The 16580-nt window shown below is 62.8% G+C and carries 16 protein-coding genes; 2 read left to right on the top strand and 14 right to left on the bottom strand.

Annotation, left to right across the window (positions count from 1 at the left end):
* Positions 1-31: 31 nt before the first annotated feature.
* Together ACWA13_RS16835 and ACWA13_RS16830 are read right to left on the bottom strand one after the other, a co-directional pair.
* The gene (locus ACWA13_RS16835) at positions 32-295 is read right to left on the bottom strand and encodes a DUF4235 domain-containing protein (protein ID WP_463935451.1); all 264 of its coding nucleotides are present in this window, start codon (positions 293-295) and stop codon (positions 32-34) included.
* Positions 296-355: 60 nt separating this feature from the next.
* A complete protein-coding gene (locus ACWA13_RS16830; RefSeq protein WP_463935449.1) occupies positions 356-2554 on the bottom strand; it encodes a hypothetical protein in 2199 nt (732 codons plus the stop codon).
* A 202-nt stretch (positions 2555-2756) separates the two neighbouring features.
* Between ACWA13_RS16830 and ACWA13_RS16825 the strand changes: the two genes are divergently transcribed.
* Together ACWA13_RS16825 and ACWA13_RS16820 are read left to right on the top strand one after the other, a co-directional pair.
* Positions 2757-4055 carry an ABC transporter substrate-binding protein gene (locus ACWA13_RS16825; RefSeq protein WP_463935447.1) on the top strand — a complete coding sequence of 433 codons (1299 nt, stop codon included), beginning with the start codon at positions 2757-2759 and terminating at the stop codon, positions 4053-4055.
* Between the two features lie 45 nt (positions 4056-4100).
* Positions 4101-5519, top strand: a complete 1419-nt coding sequence (locus ACWA13_RS16820; RefSeq protein ID WP_463935445.1) for an AAA family ATPase — start codon at positions 4101-4103, stop codon at positions 5517-5519.
* Here ACWA13_RS16820 and ACWA13_RS16815 read toward each other — a convergent pair.
* From ACWA13_RS16815 to ACWA13_RS16760, 12 genes are all read right to left on the bottom strand, one after another.
* Positions 5516-5857, bottom strand: coding sequence for a hypothetical protein (locus ACWA13_RS16815; RefSeq protein WP_463935443.1), 342 nt, complete (start codon positions 5855-5857; stop codon positions 5516-5518). The genes ACWA13_RS16820 and ACWA13_RS16815 overlap by 4 nt on opposite strands.
* A gap of 36 nt (positions 5858-5893) precedes the next feature.
* Positions 5894-6862 (bottom strand): aldo/keto reductase, encoded by a 969-nt coding sequence (locus tag ACWA13_RS16810; RefSeq protein ID WP_463935442.1) that lies wholly within the window; start codon positions 6860-6862, stop codon positions 5894-5896.
* 71 nt (positions 6863-6933) lie between these two features.
* Positions 6934-7935 carry a LacI family DNA-binding transcriptional regulator gene (locus ACWA13_RS16805; RefSeq protein WP_463935441.1) on the bottom strand — a complete coding sequence of 334 codons (1002 nt, stop codon included), beginning with the start codon at positions 7933-7935 and terminating at the stop codon, positions 6934-6936.
* The gene (locus ACWA13_RS16800) at positions 7928-8428 is read right to left on the bottom strand and encodes a hypothetical protein (RefSeq protein ID WP_463935439.1); all 501 of its coding nucleotides are present in this window, start codon (positions 8426-8428) and stop codon (positions 7928-7930) included. Before ACWA13_RS16800 ends, ACWA13_RS16805 begins: the two co-directional genes overlap by 8 nt.
* Complete coding sequence (locus ACWA13_RS16795; RefSeq protein ID WP_463935438.1) at positions 8425-9135, bottom strand: ThuA domain-containing protein; 711 nt, start codon at positions 9133-9135, stop codon at positions 8425-8427. Before ACWA13_RS16795 ends, ACWA13_RS16800 begins: the two co-directional genes overlap by 4 nt.
* A complete protein-coding gene (locus ACWA13_RS16790; protein WP_463935436.1) occupies positions 9128-10081 on the bottom strand; it encodes an aldo/keto reductase in 954 nt (317 codons plus the stop codon). Before ACWA13_RS16790 ends, ACWA13_RS16795 begins: the two co-directional genes overlap by 8 nt.
* Complete coding sequence (locus ACWA13_RS16785; protein ID WP_463935434.1) at positions 10078-11079, bottom strand: ABC transporter permease; 1002 nt, start codon at positions 11077-11079, stop codon at positions 10078-10080. Before ACWA13_RS16785 ends, ACWA13_RS16790 begins: the two co-directional genes overlap by 4 nt.
* Positions 11076-12095 carry an ABC transporter permease gene (locus ACWA13_RS16780; RefSeq protein ID WP_463935433.1) on the bottom strand — a complete coding sequence of 340 codons (1020 nt, stop codon included), beginning with the start codon at positions 12093-12095 and terminating at the stop codon, positions 11076-11078. Before ACWA13_RS16780 ends, ACWA13_RS16785 begins: the two co-directional genes overlap by 4 nt.
* A 52-nt stretch (positions 12096-12147) precedes the next feature.
* Positions 12148-13242, bottom strand: a complete 1095-nt coding sequence (locus ACWA13_RS16775) for a sugar ABC transporter substrate-binding protein (RefSeq protein WP_463935432.1) — start codon at positions 13240-13242, stop codon at positions 12148-12150.
* A 74-nt stretch (positions 13243-13316) separates the two neighbouring features.
* The gene (locus ACWA13_RS16770; RefSeq protein WP_463935431.1) at positions 13317-14135 is read right to left on the bottom strand and encodes an ATP-binding cassette domain-containing protein; all 819 of its coding nucleotides are present in this window, start codon (positions 14133-14135) and stop codon (positions 13317-13319) included.
* 245 nt (positions 14136-14380) lie between these two features.
* Positions 14381-15088: an NUDIX hydrolase gene (locus ACWA13_RS16765; RefSeq protein ID WP_463935430.1), complete on the bottom strand. Its 708-nt coding sequence runs from the start codon at positions 15086-15088 to the stop codon at positions 14381-14383.
* A gap of 253 nt (positions 15089-15341) precedes the next feature.
* Positions 15342-16547 carry an endo-beta-N-acetylglucosaminidase H gene (locus ACWA13_RS16760; RefSeq protein ID WP_463935428.1) on the bottom strand — a complete coding sequence of 402 codons (1206 nt, stop codon included), beginning with the start codon at positions 16545-16547 and terminating at the stop codon, positions 15342-15344.
* Between the last annotated feature and the right edge of the window lie 33 nt (positions 16548-16580).

Genomic DNA, 16580 nt, shown 5'->3' with positions numbered 1-16580 from the left:
AGGTGTCTACCGGGTTGGAGCGCAGTTGGAGCTAGACGATGTCCTGGCTCTTGGCGAAGCGCGCGATGGCCCGCTGCGTTCCCCTGTTGGCCAGCACCTGGATGACGGTGCTTACCACGGCGGAGATCAGGGCGAAGGTGAGGGCGGACCGAAGAGTGGTGGGGGTGTCGTCGTCAGCACCTGTGGGCGGCTTGTTCCCCGTGATCTTTTCCCAGATCTTGTTGACGGCCTTGGTACCTGCAAATCCGGCGCCGAGGCTGACTCCGGTGCCGATCAATTTCATGAGAACGTTCATAGCGTGGGCTCCTTGCTGGGGGAACAATGACTTCCCTTAGCCTAACGTCAGGGCGCAGGCCTACGGTGCCTTGACCAGCCCTTCTGCCCTAACAGTCCAGTCTTCCGGAAAGCCCGGCGCCTGCCGTTCGGGACCGTCGTCCCAGCCGGCTGCCATCAGGGCAACAGCGGCCAGGAGCCCGCCGTTGCCGGGCAGATACAGTGGCAGCGAGTCTGTCTGCCTGTTATGCCCGTTGACCAGGAAGGTATTTTTTCCGGCAGGCAGCAGCAGGGCGTCGACGGCGGTGTCCGGTTCGCCCAGCCGGGCGGCCGTCATGGCCATCACCGGGTAATCCCAGCCCCAGGTACTGTCCCAATCCCAGTCGGCCAGCACCCCCTTCAGCGTGGCGCGCATGGCCTCCGGGTCGATGATGTTTGTCTGCGGCAGGAAGCCCAGGGCACAGAGCATGGATGGGTGGTCGGTCCGGATGGTGAAGGGTTCGACGTCGATCGCACTGTAGCTGCCGTCCTGTATCCGGGGGCCCACCATGCCGTCTGCGACCTCACGCCAGAGGGGCGGGACTTCCAGTCCCAGGCGCTCGCGCCATTGAGCCGCGGCCCGCAACGCCCACTGCCAGTAAGCCAGCTCGAACGTGGGATTCGTGACCGAGGACCGGCTGGCCTCGTAGCTTTCCTGTGCCGGAATCAGCGGCGGGCCAAGTTCGAAGCCGCGGTCTGTCCGGTGCGCAAAACTTGCCATGAACTCGGCGGATTCGGACACCACCTCGGCGAATTCCTCGAGGATTTCCTGCGACGGCGACGCCCGGTACACAAGCTCAGCCAGGTAGATGGGGTGCGGTTGCTGCCAGATCAGGAAGGTGCCGATAGGGCTGGGGCTCTCCCGCCCATCCGGCCCCACCTGCTTGGGCCAGCGGACGCCGTCGAACCCTTGGTTCCGGGCAGTGGCTCGTGAAGTTTCCAATACCGTGCGGTACCAGCGCAGTGACGGCAGCAGCAGCTCCGGCCGGTTCCACAGCGCGAAATGGGCGCCATGCCACCAATGCATCTCCAGGTGGAAGCGGCCGCGCCACGAGTTGCACACCAGCCCGGTCTCTTGCGGCGGGAGCGAGCCGGCGCAGTTGATGGCCGTGAGGTACTGCGACAGGACCACCCTGCGTTCCAGTTCCCTGGCGCGGGAATCGCCATGACCATCAAGTTCGACGGCGGCACCACCGGACCAAAATTCCGGCCAGTAGGTGCCGGAAGCGGCGGCGACGGCGCTGCCAGGGCTGTTGTGCCCGCTTGCGGGAGCGTCGTGGATGGCGGACCGGTTCGATCCGCGAGGTACGCAGCCGCCGCTGCCGGAGGGAAGGAACCCGAGCGAGATATCGAGGGTCTCGGGCGTTGATTCGGCACTGCTGATCCGGACGCAGTGGCGGCCGGTCTGCTCGACCCGGGCTTCGCCGTCGATAGACAGCTGATAACGGGCATCGTCCAGTTCCCGTTCCACGCGCCATCCCGGCGCTCCGCCGTCCTCAGCCCTGATGAGTGTGGTGGTGTGGGCGCTTGGGCGGCTCCAGTCGGTGGCGTTGTGCCAGGCCTCCGAACCGTAGGGGAAAGCCACTGATACCACCAGGCCGTGGCTGAGGGCGGGGGACTGGACCTGCAGGCCAATGTAATCCCGGTCCGGATGACAGGCTGTCCTCACGGTCACCTGCTGTCCGGCAAGGATGAAAGTGCTGGTCACCACGCCGATCCAAAGATCCAGGGTCTGGACGGGCTGCTCGATGTCTGCCGGCCGGAGCGGTTGTTCGAAGCTGTCCCGGACCAACGCAAAACCGATCCGGCCCAGATCCAGACGGTGGGGATTGGCCCGCAGCCAGGTCTCCGCCCGCGAGGTGCTGTCCTCCTGGTCGTCCACGATCCGGCCTGCCATGTCCACGTACGGGACCGGTCCTCGCGGAGAATCGTAGGTGACAGTGGAGCCGGACAGCTCGTAGGTTTCAGCGGGCGGAGTAGTGTGCCACCCCCACTGGGCCTGGGTCCCCAGGAGCGTGCCCGCCGGCGGTTCTCCGCGGTCTTGTACGGGGTAGGCATCCGGGAAGGACTGTAGCCCGGTGAGGTCAACGGTGAACGCAAACTCGCCGTTCCCCACTGAGACGGGGCTGCGCGGATCAAGGGTGCGCTGCTCAACATTGTGCCGGCGGACGAGGGCTTGGCGGTTGATGTCGGCGGGCGCGGCGGGGGCTGCCGGACTCTCATTGCTGGCTTGGCTCTGCACGAGCTGCGTCCTCCTGTTGCTGTCGTCGGTGACGGCGTTGAGACGAGTTGGAAACCGGTTTCTGACCCGTCCCAGTCTTTAGCGCCGCGCTTCTGCTGTCAACCTCCCTGGCCCGGCTGCCAGTTTTTAGAACGGCAACCATTGCCGTTCCCGAAAGTTGCTGATACTTTCCAAGAAAACGGTTCCCAGAAAGTGTTGGTCAATGGTGCGAAACATCTTCAAGAAAACGGGCAAGGCTTTTGCCGTGACAGCGATAGTGGGCCTGATGGGTCTCACGGCAGCATGTTCCGGCGGTACGAATCAGGCGCAGGACGGAAACGTCGAAATCAGGTTCTCGTGGTGGGGGAACGAAACCCGGGCGAAGCTGACGAATGAGGCGATCGCCGCGTTCGAAGCGGAAAACCCGGGCATCAAGGTCAAAGCCGAGTATTCGGATATCAGCGGATACTTCGACAAGTTGGCCACCCAGGTGGCCGCCAATGATGCGCCCGATGTCATTACTTTGGGCGGAGCCTATCCTGCCGAATACGCCAACCGCGGCGCCCTGTTGGACCTCGCGGAGGTGAAGGACTCCCTTAACCTTGGCAGCCTGGATGAGGGGACTGTGCGCAACGGTCAGGTGGACGGCGTCCAGTACGGCGTTTCCACTGGAGCGAATGCCTTGGCTATCGTGGTCAACCCGGCAGTCTTCCAGGCGGCAGGGGTGGAGATACCCGACGACGAAACGTGGACCTGGGATGACTTCGCGGCAGTGGCCGCCAAGGTTACCGCGAACAGCCCCCAGGGAACCTACGGCACCGCCACTGTCCTGACGCACGATTCCCTGGACGCTTTTGCCCGGCAACAGGGCGAGGCCCTGTACACCGCGGACGGGAAACTGGGCATTGACCAGGACACCGTGGCCGACTTCCTGGAGTATTCGCTCAAGCTCAGCGAGGCCGGTGGCGCTCCGGGGGCGTCGGAAATTGTGGAGAAGCTGAACGTCAGTACCGAGCAGACGTTGATGGGCACCGGGCAGGCCGCCATGATGCTGAACTGGAGCAGCTCCATTACCGCCCTGGGAAAAGCCAGCGGGGCCGAGCTGCAGTTGCTCAAGCTTCCCGGGGAAAATCCCACGCCCGGAATCTGGTTGCAGTCCTCGCAGTTCTACACCATCTCGTCCCGCACCAAGCAGGCTGACGCCGCGGCCAATCTGGTGAACTTCCTGGTCAACAATGAGAAAGCGGCCAAGAGCATCCAGAACGATCGTGGCGTGCCCAGCAATTCGGAGATGCGGGCCGCCATTGCGGAGAACCTTAGCGCGCAGGGGAAGGTGGAGTCCGCGTATATCGACGAAATCGGGGAAGTGGAGTTCGCGCCCACGTTCATCGGTCCCACAGGATCCACGGCGGTATCTGAGATCACGGCCCGCGTCAGCACCGAAGTCCTGTTCAGACGCCTCACGCCTGAAGAGGGCGCCGCGCAGTGGATGCAGGAGAGCAAAGCGGCGATCGGACAATAATCCGGCAGCACCGGGGCTCATACCGGCTGCTGGTAGGGTCTGCCCATGGATGAAAACCTGGGGAAGTTCATCGACGATTTTGCCGAACTGGTGCGCCTGGCGCAGTCCGGCCAGCACCGCGTGAAAGCCGGAACGCAGCTGCTGGATACGCTGACGGAGCATCTGGGAGTGCCGGCGCAGGGCTTGTCCCTGGTAGTGGAGGAGGTCCCGCCGCACCGCTTTGTAGATGCCGACATCATCATGGCGGAACTTGCCGCCGAGGGTGCAGACTTCCGCTTGGTGGGCATCGGCGGTGGAGACCAGCGCCACCACCAGACGCTAAGCGACATGCTGCAGCAATCGCAGTTCTTCCCACAGTTCCCGCTGTCGCAGCCGGACTACAGAAATTTGGCTGTAGGCCCGGATGAACAGCGGCAGGCCGTAGCACTGGGGTTGTGGCTTTTCCATTTCAATGGCCAGCCAATAGCGGTCTGGCAGCGGGACGCAAACCCCCGGTACGGGCGGGCTACCGCTTCCCTCGAAGTCCTTGCCGCAGATACCGGCGCCACCGCGGACTTCCTGGCGGAGTTTCGACGCCGAATGCAGCACCAAAGCGTCCTGAAGGGCCAGATTATCTCTTTGGTGATGGGGGAGTACGGTCCCAGCGCCGCAGGTGTGACCTTCCATGCGCGCCCGGTCCTGCCGGCGTCGGAAGTTATTCTGCCCGACGGATTGCTGCAGAAGGTGTCAGGTCATGCGGTGGGCATCGCTGAACAGCGGGAGGCGCTCAGCAACTACGGGCAGCACCTCAAGCGCGGCATCCTCCTGTACGGCAAACCGGGGACTGGCAAGACCCACACCGTCCGCTATCTCCTCAGCCAGAGTGAAGGAACTACGGCGATCCTGCTGTCCGGCGGATCGCTGGCCAGGATATCGGACGCCGCCATCATGGCCCGCGCACTGCAGCCATCGATTGTTGTCCTGGAGGACTGTGACCTGATAGCCGAGGACCGCAGCTTTGGCCACGGACCGCAGCCGCTCCTGTTCGAAGTGCTGGACGCGATGGACGGCCTGGACAAGGACGCGGACGTAGCCTTCGTCCTCACCACAAACCGTGTGGACATGCTGGAACGTGCCCTGGCCCAGCGGCCGGGCCGCGTGGACCTGGCGGTGGAAATTCCGCTGCCGGCCGTGGATGAGCGGATCAGGCTGGTGAAGCTTTACGCACGGGGAATCCCGTTCAGCGAACAGGCAATCCAGGATGCGGCAACCCGCACCGAGGGGACCACCGCCTCGTTTGCCCGCGAACTGGTGCGGCGGGCTGTGGTGAGTGCCGCCGTCGAAGGCGTTGCTGTTGGCGATGGACACCTGAGCGCGGCGGTTGGCGGGCTGATGGCCGACGGCGAGGCCCTCACCCGCAGCCTGCTGGGCAGCGGTCCGGAGTCGCCATCAGGATCCGCGCCAGCGTGGCCGCAGGCTAACTAAGCCGTGTTCCCCGGGGCGGCGGCAGGCAGCCGGGACACTGCTTCTTTGCTGACGGGAACCGCCGTGGATCCATCCGAACCCGGCTCATCTGTGCGGTACCAGGCCTTTGCATGAAGCTGTACGACGGCGGCAGGGAAGTCCCAGCCGGACCCATCCACGGCGTCCTGCCCAATATAACCAGCTTCCCGGCAGTCCAAGGGGGCTCCGGGGAACAGTGCGGATGACGTGAGTCGTGGAACGTCCAGGACCTCGTTGATGACTTCGGGCTCGTCGTTTGGTGCCTCCCTTCCAAGGTGACAGGGCACTGTACCGTTGGTGGTAGTGTCCGTTCGAGCCACGTCCGCCCGGGATCCTACGAATCTGGCCGGTACATGTCACCAGGCGTACGCTTCGGGTGCCTGGCCGCCTGGCCCGGGCCAGATCTCGTTCAGGGCATGAAGGTGCTCGGTGGAAATCGTTAGCTTCAGGGCGTCGAGGGCACTGGTAAGTTGATCAGCTGTTCGAGGTCCAATGATAGGGGCGGTGACGGCGGGCTGGTGTAACAGCCAAGCGATGGCGAGCACGGCCGAATCGACCCCAAGTTCATCGGCGAAGCGTTCGTACTTCTCGATCTGGACAAGCCGTTCGCCGAGGCGGTCGAGATCCTGTGATCGGGACCGGTCGGTCTTGCGCAGGACACCTCCGAGTTGTCCACTGGCCAGGGGGGACCATGGTAAGATTCCCATCCCGTATTCCTGTGCTGCCGGGATGACCTCGAGCTCAACGAGTCGTTGCGCGAGGTTGTAGACCGACTGCTCCGTGACGATGGGGAGCTGGTTCCGGGCAGAAGCGTGTTCACGGTATTGGGCAATATTCCAACCGGCAAAATTCGACGACCCGAGGTAGAGAATTTTGCCTTGCGCTCGGAGCGTCGTGAACGCGTCGAGGACTTCATCGATAGGAACGGCCCGGTCAATATGGTGCATCTGAAAGAGGTCGATACGGTCGGTCTGCAGCCTCCGCAGGGAAGCGTCGACAGCGGCGCGGATGTGCAGGGCGGATAGTCCACGATCGTTCTTGCCATCGCCCATGGGTCCATACGCTTTTGTCGCGAGGACGAGGCAATGCCTGTTGTTGCGCGTTCGCATCCAGTCGCCGAGTAGTTCTTCGGACTGGCCGGGTTGGTCTCCCCACGGGTGGCCGCCGTAGACGTCGGCGCTGTCGATGAAGTTGATGCCGTTGTCGATTGCGAGGTCGAGGATGCCGAAGGACTCGTCCCGTCCGATGACGGGGCCGAAATTCATCGTGCCTAGGGCAAGTCTGCTGACAACGGCACCCGAGGAGCCGAGGCGCGTGTATTCCATGCCGGATTCTTTCTCGAAAAATGGTTACGGACGGGACTGGAGCCGATCGGGGAGGAAAGGGAGCGGGGCAGTTAATGCCTGGTTGATTGCCGGGGTACGAGCAGGGGATCGAAGCGGGTGCGGACCTTCGAGGGCGGCACGGCGTTGAGCTGTTGCAGGAGCAAACGTGCAGCGTGGGCGCCCATTTCATGGGCTGGCTGCCGGATGGATGTCAGGGGCACTACCGCTGCGGAGGCGAAGTCGATGTCGTCGTATCCGATGATTGCGATCTCGCCGGGAACCGAGATTCCGTGCCGCACGAGGCTTTGTAGCACTCCGAGCGCGACGTGGTCATTTGCGGCGAAAATTCCGTCAGGCCGCTCGGTCGGCGGGAGGTCTGCTATACGATCGCCGACGTCCCGGCCAATTCGGGGGTTAAGGGTGGCGGTCTCGATGAAGGTGAATTGGGCGCCCGCAGCCTCGACCGTGGATCGCGATCCTTCGTAGCGTTCGCGCATTTGGTCGACGCTGAGCGGTCCTCCGACGAAGGCGATATGACGGCATCCGCCCTGAAGGAGGTGCTCGCTCGCCATGGAACCGCCGGCGATGTCGTCGAGTGAAACAGAGGAAAAGACTCCATCTCGGTCGGCACGGTCGACGAGAACGACGGGGACGTTCCGCTGTCGGAACCGTTGAAGCATCGCGGTCGAGCTTTGAACCGGTGCGATGAGAATGCCGTCCATTCGCTGCCGTTCGAACAGGTCGAGGTGCCGCAGTTCCCGTTCTTCGGAGTCGTAGCTGTTGCCCACGATGATCGAGTAACCGGCCAGCTCGGCTTCTTCTTCAGCTCCAAGTACCACGTCGGCGAAGAACGGGTTGGTGATGTTAAGGACCGCCATGCCGATCGCGTTGCTGCGTCCGGCCCGAAGCTGCCTGGCGGCAGTATTGGGAACGTAACCGAGATGGGTGATGGCTTCGGCGACACGGTGTGCGGCGGAGCTGGAAACGAGCTCGGGTCGGTTGAGGGCATTGGATACCGTGCTAACGGACACGCCTGCCCTTGCCGCGACGTCCCGGATACCTATCTCACCCATGGTCCCCCTTTAGACGCCTGAGGCTCTGAAGCAACTTGATGCGGTTGTCAACCTTACCTGCGGCCGGTCCGTGAACGAGCGTGAAGCCTAGGTGTTCCTTGGTCGGTGAGGTGAGCCGAACTGTAAAGCCATGACCGCTGGAGAGAGCAATAGTGGTGCTCCTGTCAGGGACGACCGCTAGACCGGCACGAGAGCGCAGCACCTGCCCGGACAGCTGCGGCGGAGTATCGAAGGTGAGGGTGATCGAGCCTTCCTCGGCCTCGGACATTTCGCACACCCGGCGCCCGTGGCTGGCAATTTCGAGGCGATCCTCTTTGGGGTCGCCGGAGGAATGCGACACCATCAGGTACCCTGCCACAACACGCCACTCAGGATCTTCAGCTATATAGACGTCGGGGAAGGCCGACAACAATCGCGTTTCGTCACGTCCGAGCCAGAGGATTTCGTAGTGCACCGGATCGATGACCAGGGAGCCATGGCGCGCGACCGTCATGATTTTTCTCCAAAGCCGGTATTAGCGACCCAGCGGACAAGCGTCAGGAAAGCCTCCTGGTGCCGGATGGAACCGTAGGACTCTACACCGTGACCGAGAGCAACATATGCAACCCGACCCCAGTCCGGACGACCGTCGATGACCCAGATGAGGGGATGCGTCATCCCGTCCTCGGTGTGGAAAGCCAGAACCTGGGCCTGTTCCGATGTTTCAAGGTGAGTGTACCGCTCGTCGTAAACCGTGAAATCGCCGAGACTCAATTCAACAGCTGTGTCGGGGACGGCCTGAATGAGGGCGTTGCCTATCTGGGGGTGCATGGTAGTTCCCGGCACCCAACGGCCTCCGAGCAGTGCAGCCCATCGAGCGTCGTCCCTGAAGGCTAGAGCGGAGGAATGCGACGCCAGTACTCCTCCTCCTCGGCGTGAATGGGAGGTGATGGCGTCGACGATGGTGGTCGAGTCGGGTGCTTCGTGGGACAGGTCGCTGCTGGCGTTGACTATGAGGACCCCGGCGTCCGCGAGGGCCTCGAGGACTTCCGTCGGCGCGTCCGTGCTGACAACGTGAACATGGTTATACCCGTTATCGAGCAGTAGATCGGAGATCTTTTTACTGGTGGCGGGGAGAGCGTGCCACGGGTCGCTGTGCTGCCCTGTCCCGACCAGCAGCACGATGTTCGGAGCGCCCGCGGTTGGGCCGCCGTCAGTCATTGATCCACGTGGAGCGGTCCGGGCACAGGGCGTCGAGCTCTTCCCACAATGTGTGCGGTATTTCGATGTTCATGTTGAAGATCGCTTCGTCAAGCTGCTCAGGGGAGACGACTCCGCAGATTGTCGAGGAGACGCGGGGGTCGCGCACCGAGAACTGGAGTGCGGCCGCACGGAGCGGAACGCCGTGTCGTTCGCAGGCGGAACCCATTGCATCGACTGCCAACAGAAGATCGGAGTGGGCTTCGGTGTAATGGTAGCGGCTGGTTGACCGCGGCCAGTCGGCGAGTAATCCGCCCCCGTACACGGCTGCGTTCATCACACCGACCCCCGTCCGTGTGGCGGCGTCGAGGAGGCGGTCTGCGGTGCGGTCCACGAGCGTGAAGCGATTGTGAGTAATCAGTACATCGAAGCGTCCGGTTTCCACGAACTGCTGGAGCATGCCGGCAGGCCCCCCGGAAATACCGATGTGGTCAGCGTAGCCCTCGTCGCGGAACTGCTGCAGCGCATCCACTGGCCCGCCGGGTGCCACCGCCGCGTCAAAGCCGATGTGTTCCGGGTCATGTAGATAGAGGATAGGCACGCGATCGAGCCCGAGACGTTCGAGACTTTCCTCAAGTGAGGCGCGCAACCGCCCGCCGTCGAAAGTGTTCGTCGTCGGATCTCGGTCCAGCTTCGTCTGAATAATGAATCCGTCAGGTAGCCCGTAGCGCTGGATGGCCCTCCCAATACGACGTTCGCTCTCACCATCGCCGTAATTGTTCGATGTGTCCAGGATATTCACCGGCCCGGTGAACGCCCTTCCGGCCGTTTCCAGGGCGGCGTTTTCACTGACCGTGAGCCCGTGCACAGGGGAAGACACCCCCCATGCAGCGGTGCCGAGACAGAGACGCGAGACTCGCAAGCCTGTTCGTCCGAGAACACCTGATTCAAGAGTGGGTTGGGTCATTCGAATTCGTCTCCTCCGCGGAAGCGGTCGACCAACACTGCGGCGAGCAGGATGAATGCCACAATCAAGTCGAGGTAGTCAGGGTCAAAGAACTGGACGTTGAGGATGTTGGTGATTCCGGCGATGACCAGCAGGCCGAGCAGTCCGCCGAGGGGGTTGCCGACGCCGCCGCGGGTGATCGAGTAACCGCCGATCATGAGTGCCGCGTAGATCTGGAACTCAAGCCCGGTCCCGAGTATGTTGGACGCCGAACCGAGTTGTCCGACGTACAGGATCCCGCCGATGGACGCTCCCACCGCGCTGATCACAAGAGCGATTACCCGCACTTTCGACACCGAGATTCCCGCCCGGGCGGCGGCGCGATGGTCACCGCCCACAGCTTGCACCTTGCGTCCGACCCTCGTATGCGCGATGAACCCGGCGGCGATCAAGGTGAGGCCTGTTCCGATCAGCAGGAGAGTCGGGAAACCGAGCAGGGCACCCTGCGTGACGTTGTACAGCGGATCGATCAGCGTCGTGGGAGGGGCGTTCACCACAGTCGCCTGGCTGAGTCCGCGGAGCAAAGTGAGCATGCCTAGTGTGACCGCAAGGGGCTCGGCGCCAAAGTAGACAATGACGAAGGCGTTGGTGAGGCCGACGACGACACCGACGCCGACTGTGATGGCGGCGACCAACCACGGGTTAAGGCCGGTTGCGACAAGCTGGTTGAAGACCACAGCACCGAAACCGACCATGGAACCAATGGAAAGGTCGACGACGCCCGCCAGCAGTGCGAAGGATGCCAGCACGGCGACGATCAGGGGGATGGCAACGTTCACGCCGACGATCTGGATGTTCGACGGGGCAAAGAAGTCGGGCCCGACCCAGACCAATCCTACGAGTAGGGTGAAGGCGAGAGTCGTTGTGATGCTGCCGACTGGTCCGCTAAAGGAATGGAGGGCTCGCTGCCGTAGAGACTGCGGGCGGTCCTCGAACAACGGCGGGCTCATGGTGGTCATCGCGTGGTCCTCTTCAGCCGGGCACCGTCAATGCCTACAGCGGTGATCAATAGTGCGCCTTGGAAAACGAACGACCAGGCCGGTGGCAGCCCGAAGAAGGCGATGGACGTCGGAATCGTGGACAGGAAGCCGACGCTGAGCAGGAGTACGAGCAAGTTTCCTTTGCCGCCTGAAAGACTGATGCCGGCGAGGATTACTGCTCCAATAACGATCAGTTGGAAGCCAGCCCCGGAGGCGGGCGTAAAGCTCGGGTTGACGGCCGAAAATAGGACGCCAGCGAGGCCGGCAACAGCGCCGGCGCCGGCGAAGGTTGCCAGGCGAATACGGCGGAGGTCCAGGCCTCGCGCTTTGGCCGCCCGGGGATTGCCCCCGACTGCAATGAGCCTGCGGCCCCAGCGGGTGAAGGTCAGGGCAAGGCCGAAGAGGACGATCGTGATCACCATGGGCCAGAAGATGTTGGGCAGTCCGAGGAATCGGCCGAGCCCGTACTCCCGCAGGGCGGAATTAGAGGGGATCTGTGCGGATTTGAAGAGAAGCAACATGATCGCCAAACCGCCGAACCCCGTCGCCAAGGTCACGATGATCGGGTTGAGTTTCCCGAATACGACGATGATGCCGTTGAGTAGACCCCACAGAGCACCAGCTGCAAGTCCGAGGATAACGGCGGCCAGCGTAGGTAGTCCGGCGTTGAGTGCGCTGACAGTAGCCCATGCACTCAGCGTGAGGGATACGGGGAGGCTAAGATCCAGGAGCCCCCCACTGATTACAATCAAGGCCTGCGCGACCGCCAGGATGCCCACAATGCCCATCGTGAAAGTCACTGCAAGCAGGGTCTGGGCTGAGAGGAAATCGGGGCGGACTATCAGTGTGGCCGCGCAAAGAAGTGCCCAGACGCCGGTGATGCTGACCGCATCCCGGAAAGAGGTGAAGGTATGCGTGTCCTTAACCGAGTGATGGGGCTTATTTGACGGCCCGGTGACAACCGGATCGTTGTCAATGATGTGCGATGTGGTCATGGTGTGGTGTCGTCTCTGACCTGTCCGGTCGCTGTCATGGCTGGGTGGCACCCTAGAATTTGCAGAACAAATCGTGTTCGGTGGTCCCCTTAGGTGCAGAGGCGAGTTCGGAGACACGCTCATCTATATCCGGGATTGCTGCGGCCTGCTCCTTTGTGACCGGGCACGGCTTCACACTGACCGCCGCGTTGTCGCCGGCGTCCTTGACCTCCGGTGCGTTGCCTTCCGCTACCTGATCAGCGATCTCGAATGCGGAGGCCGGGTACCCTTCAAGGAAGTACATGACACTTCCCGCGAGGTTCGGATCGACGTTATCTCCGGTAATCAGCCCACCATCCTGACCCCAGCCCATGATCGAGCCATCCCGTCCAAGCTGGGTCGCTGCTTGTAGCGCACCGACGACAGCTTGGTCGTTCAACCCAACGACAAGGATGTTCTCCGCCTCGGGGTGCGCGGCGAAAACGCCGGGCGCGTTGGCGAGGGATGTAGTGAGGTTACCGTCGGCTTCGTAGGAGACATAGTTGTCCTCTGGAATGTCGGGACAGGTTTCCTTGATCGCGGTTCGGGCGTTTCCGGTTCGCCACTCGTTGATTTGGCCAGCCGAGGTTCCTTCGGCCGAGATGACCAGGTCGACGTCGCAGTTCCACTTTTCCTTCGCGAGCTGGGCGAGCTTGGTTCCTCCCTCGGTGCCAGCAGCGGCGTTGTCGACTCCTACGAAGTACCACCCGGGCTGGGCGATGTCGAAGGTCACCACAGGGATGCCAGCATCTTTGTATTTTTTAGCGATCACAGGGTTAGCAGAGGGCTGGCCATTGAACATCATCACCATGTCCACGCCCTTCTGGATGAAGATGTCGGCGTTTTTGGTAGCTGTCGCTTCACTATTGTCATTGGAGAGCTCAACGAACTCCCAACCCCGCTGCTCCGCCAAACCCTTAGCGACATCGCCCTGGAGCTCCTGCCAGTCAGCGTCAGGTTGCCCCCCGACTGCAAAACCCAAGGTAAATGCTCCCTCGTCGACCGATCCGGAACTTGAGCTTCCTGTGGATGCCCCGACCGTGCTGCACCCGGTGAGGGCAAGGACGGATACGGTCAGGCCGACGAGGGTGTTACGGACCAGACGTCCGTGCGTGGTGAAATGCGTCATTGCAGTGTTCTCCTGATAGGTATTTTCCGGGGCTTGTTGTTCGATGTAAGCGGTTGTGCTGAGTGAGGTCGGTGTCAAACTACGAGGGAAGACGTATCCTCAGGTGTTTCCACGTCCGCCGGAATGGCCCCTGTAATGAGCCCGACGATTTTCTCGGGTGTTACGTCGGTGACGTCCCGGGTCGCTATGGTCCTACCAAGGCGCATGACCGTTACACGGTCGGCGACCTGTACGAGCTGCTGCATGTTATGGCTGACGAGGATGACGCTGACACCGCGGTCACGTAACCGGCCGATGAGCTCGAGAACCTGGGCGGATTCCCGTACCCCGAGCGCTGCAGTGGGCTCGTCGAGGATCACGATTTGCCGTCCCCAAATCAGCGCTCGTGCGATCGCCAGGCATTGTCGTTGTCCGCCGGACATGCCGCGGACGGAGACGTTGACTGATTGAATGCCAACGCCGAGGTCCTTAAGGACCTCCCGGGAGCGCGCCCGCATGCCTTTGTCATTGACGATGTTTAGGGCTCTCAGGAGGGGATTCGTGGAAAGCTCCTCCCGTCCGAGATAGACGTTCTGCACGGCCGACATGGTGTCAACCAGGGCAAGGTCTTGATAAACCGTCTCAATCCCCGCTTCGAGTGAATCCGACGGACGGCGGAAGGAAACTGGTTGCCCTGCCACTTCGATTGATCCGGCGTCGGGCGTGACAGCGCCGGACAGGATTTTCAGGAACGTGGACTTGCCGGCACCGTTATCACCTACCAGTCCCATGACTTCTCCTCTGCGAAGCTGCATCGAGGCGGCGGAGAGTGCTATGACAGCACCGTAGCGGCGCTCGATATTGCTTGCCTGCAGGACGATGTCATGGCCTGCAGGAGCCGGAGTATTCATCATTAAGGACCCCTTTGTCCGCAATAAAAACGTTTTAGATGGAACGATTCAGACCAGATTGCCACGGCTTGCAGATGCCGTCAAGAGTCTCACTCACTCATTAAATGAATCAGAGGCCCGGTTTGGCCCGCCCGGAAGTAACCGCTGCACTTGCCTGCCACACTCAGGGGCGAGGAAAGCCCTCACCAGGAGCCTGCTGGGCGGCGGTCCGGAGCCGCGATCAGGATCCGCGCCGGCGTGGCCGCAGGCTAAGTAAGGCGTGTTCCCCGGGGCCCGCGTACCGGAACGATGTCCCGCACTGCAGCCACGGCCGCAGCCGCACTGCTAAAGGTCAGGAGTTCTTCGAGCAGGAACTTGGTGGGCACCATCAGCCGCAACTTCCCGGCCGTTTCCGCCCCCAGGATGTCCGCCACCGCCATCCACTGCGAGGTGCTGGCCTCGGTGGTCTGGTGCCTTGGATCCTGGCCGGGGCGGACGGCGGCCAGGAAAAAGTAGGTGTCGAAGCGCTTGGGCTGGTCTTCGGGGGTCACCCAGTTGGCCCACGGCACCAGCGCATCGGCATCCAGCAGCAGCCCGGTTTCCTCGAAGACCTCACGGCGGGCGGCGGCCAGCAGCCGGGACGCTGCTTCTTCCTTGCTGACGGGAACCGCCGTTGATCCGCCCGAGCCCGGCTCACCTGTGCGGTACCAGGACTTTGCATGAAGCTGAACGACGGCGGCAGGGAAGTCCCCGCCGGACCCATCCACGGCGTCCACCCGGCCACCGGGAAAAACGACCATACCGGCGGCGAAGTCCATGGTGGAAACGCGGTGCTGGATGAAGACCTCGAGTCCGCGCCTGGAACCCGCGGAACCAGCGGAATCGGCCGGGTCGCGGACCAGGATCACGCTGGCGGCTAGCCGCGCCTCTACCGGTTCAGACGTGGATCCGTCGCTGCTGTTGTCCGTGTCGCTCATGCGCCACTCTTTCTGTAACCGGCTGCGCTGATCATTGATGAAGCCTACGCCGCGGGGACCCGGTGTCTCCGGCATGGGTAACAACCGTCCTGGACCTTTGGCGGTCCCTGCCAAGGCTGACTAATCCAAGAATGTACAGCAGATCAACGCCGTCCGCGCGGATCTCGTATCGTGCCCTACGGGGACGGTAGGCCTAGCCGGGCGCGGCAGATCCCCCGGAACGGGTGCCGCGCCCGACGAGTACTCTGGCGGATCAGCGGCAGGTGGGAACTGCGTACGACGCGCTGTAGTCGGCTGTGCCGTCCGCGCCGGTTACCCGCACCGTAACCTCTCCGTCAGCGACGGTGCCGCGCTTGGCGTGCTGCACGACAGTGCGGGACTCGCCGGCGCCGATGTCCGAGAATGTGCGCGTCGCCACCGACGTGATGACGTCGATGTTGACGTTTTCGTCGTCGTTGTTCACGACCTGCACCTTGAGCTTCACGGCATCGCCTGCGCAGGTTGCGGCAACGTCGTAGTCCGGAACGGGCGTGGCACGGTAGGCCGTCGCCAGCCCGGTGAGCGGCTTGGTGATCGACGAGATGTATTCGGAGTGGTCGCCGGCGGTGAGGTTGTACGTGACGATCGCGCCGTACCCCTCGTCGGCGGTGCGCTGCGCGAACGCGGCGGCTTTCTCCAGCGACGTCTGTGTGAGGTCGATCGCGCCGGGCGCGAGCTGAGAGGCATCCATGCCGGGGATCTGCGGCGGCTGCCATGAGCCGTACCACGGATTCCAGGCGTAGTCGATGAGCTCGCCGGCACGGATGCCGTCGTACTCGGTGGCCTCTGCGGCGGGGCCGATGTTGTAGAAGGTGATCAGCTTGTCCGGATCCAGACGGTCGCGCAGCTCATCGACCAGGTAGACGAACGAGCTGGCGTTGGGCTGTCCGGTGCCGTTCTCGCCGTACTTCGACCATTCGTCATCGAAGTCGATGCCGTCGAGATCGTACTCGTCGACGGTGTCGGCGAGTTCCTCGGCGAAGGCGGCGGCCGCCTCACGCGACGGGAAGTTCGCCATGCCGGCGCCCTGGTGGTTGCCAAGGACCGACAGCAGCACCTTGGTGCCGCGCTCCTGCAGCGGGCGGATCTGGGTGTCCGCGTCCCGCAAGGTCTCGGTGACGCGGTCGTTAAGGTGCAGGTAGGCCGCGCTGCGGTCGACGTCGTAGTTGATGTTCGCCGCGAAGATCATGGCCATGTCGAAGGCGGGCCGGTTCGTCCCCTCGAGCGTGTAGTCGGCGACGTGCGCCATGTCATTGTTGTTGACCTCGACGTAGACGGCCCGTTTCGGGTCCTTATCCGCCGACGAATCCTCAGCGGATGCGGATGCCGCGAACGGCACTGCCAGTCCGGTCAGCGCTAGACCGAGCACCGCGGCAACGGTGATCCCCGTCCTCCGTCGTCGTGAAATGAACTTGTTCATGTCGTTTCTTCCTTTCGTTCGTCAGTGCATCCG

The sequence above is a fragment of the Pseudarthrobacter sp. TRD_SC_9 genome (assembly GCF_055361265.1).
Note: the sequence above shows the minus strand (reverse complement) of the source record. Positions and strands in the feature narration are given on the sequence as shown.

Bases quoted from the DNA above. Each gene is read 5' to 3' on its own strand.
- ACWA13_RS16835 (WP_463935451.1), bottom strand. From the start codon at position 295: ATGAACGTTCTCATGAAATTGATCGGCACCGGAGTCAGCCTCGGCGCC.
- ACWA13_RS16825 (WP_463935447.1), top strand. From the start codon at position 2,757: ATGGTGCGAAACATCTTCAAGAAAACGGGCAAGGCTTTTGCCGTGACA.
- ACWA13_RS16820 (WP_463935445.1), top strand. From the start codon at position 4,101: ATGGATGAAAACCTGGGGAAGTTCATCGACGATTTTGCCGAACTGGTG.
- ACWA13_RS16810 (WP_463935442.1), bottom strand. From the start codon at position 6,862: ATGGAATACACGCGCCTCGGCTCCTCGGGTGCCGTTGTCAGCAGACTT.
- ACWA13_RS16805 (WP_463935441.1), bottom strand. From the start codon at position 7,935: ATGGGTGAGATAGGTATCCGGGACGTCGCGGCAAGGGCAGGCGTGTCC.
- ACWA13_RS16800 (WP_463935439.1), bottom strand. From the start codon at position 8,428: ATGACGGTCGCGCGCCATGGCTCCCTGGTCATCGATCCGGTGCACTAC.
- ACWA13_RS16795 (WP_463935438.1), bottom strand. From the start codon at position 9,135: ATGACTGACGGCGGCCCAACCGCGGGCGCTCCGAACATCGTGCTGCTG.
- ACWA13_RS16790 (WP_463935436.1), bottom strand. From the start codon at position 10,081: ATGACCCAACCCACTCTTGAATCAGGTGTTCTCGGACGAACAGGCTTG.
- ACWA13_RS16785 (WP_463935434.1), bottom strand. From the start codon at position 11,079: ATGACCACCATGAGCCCGCCGTTGTTCGAGGACCGCCCGCAGTCTCTA.
- ACWA13_RS16780 (WP_463935433.1), bottom strand. From the start codon at position 12,095: ATGACCACATCGCACATCATTGACAACGATCCGGTTGTCACCGGGCCG.
- ACWA13_RS16775 (WP_463935432.1), bottom strand. From the start codon at position 13,242: ATGACGCATTTCACCACGCACGGACGTCTGGTCCGTAACACCCTCGTC.
- ACWA13_RS16770 (WP_463935431.1), bottom strand. From the start codon at position 14,135: ATGATGAATACTCCGGCTCCTGCAGGCCATGACATCGTCCTGCAGGCA.
- ACWA13_RS16765 (WP_463935430.1), bottom strand. From the start codon at position 15,088: ATGAGCGACACGGACAACAGCAGCGACGGATCCACGTCTGAACCGGTA.
- ACWA13_RS16760 (WP_463935428.1), bottom strand. From the start codon at position 16,547: ATGAACAAGTTCATTTCACGACGACGGAGGACGGGGATCACCGTTGCC.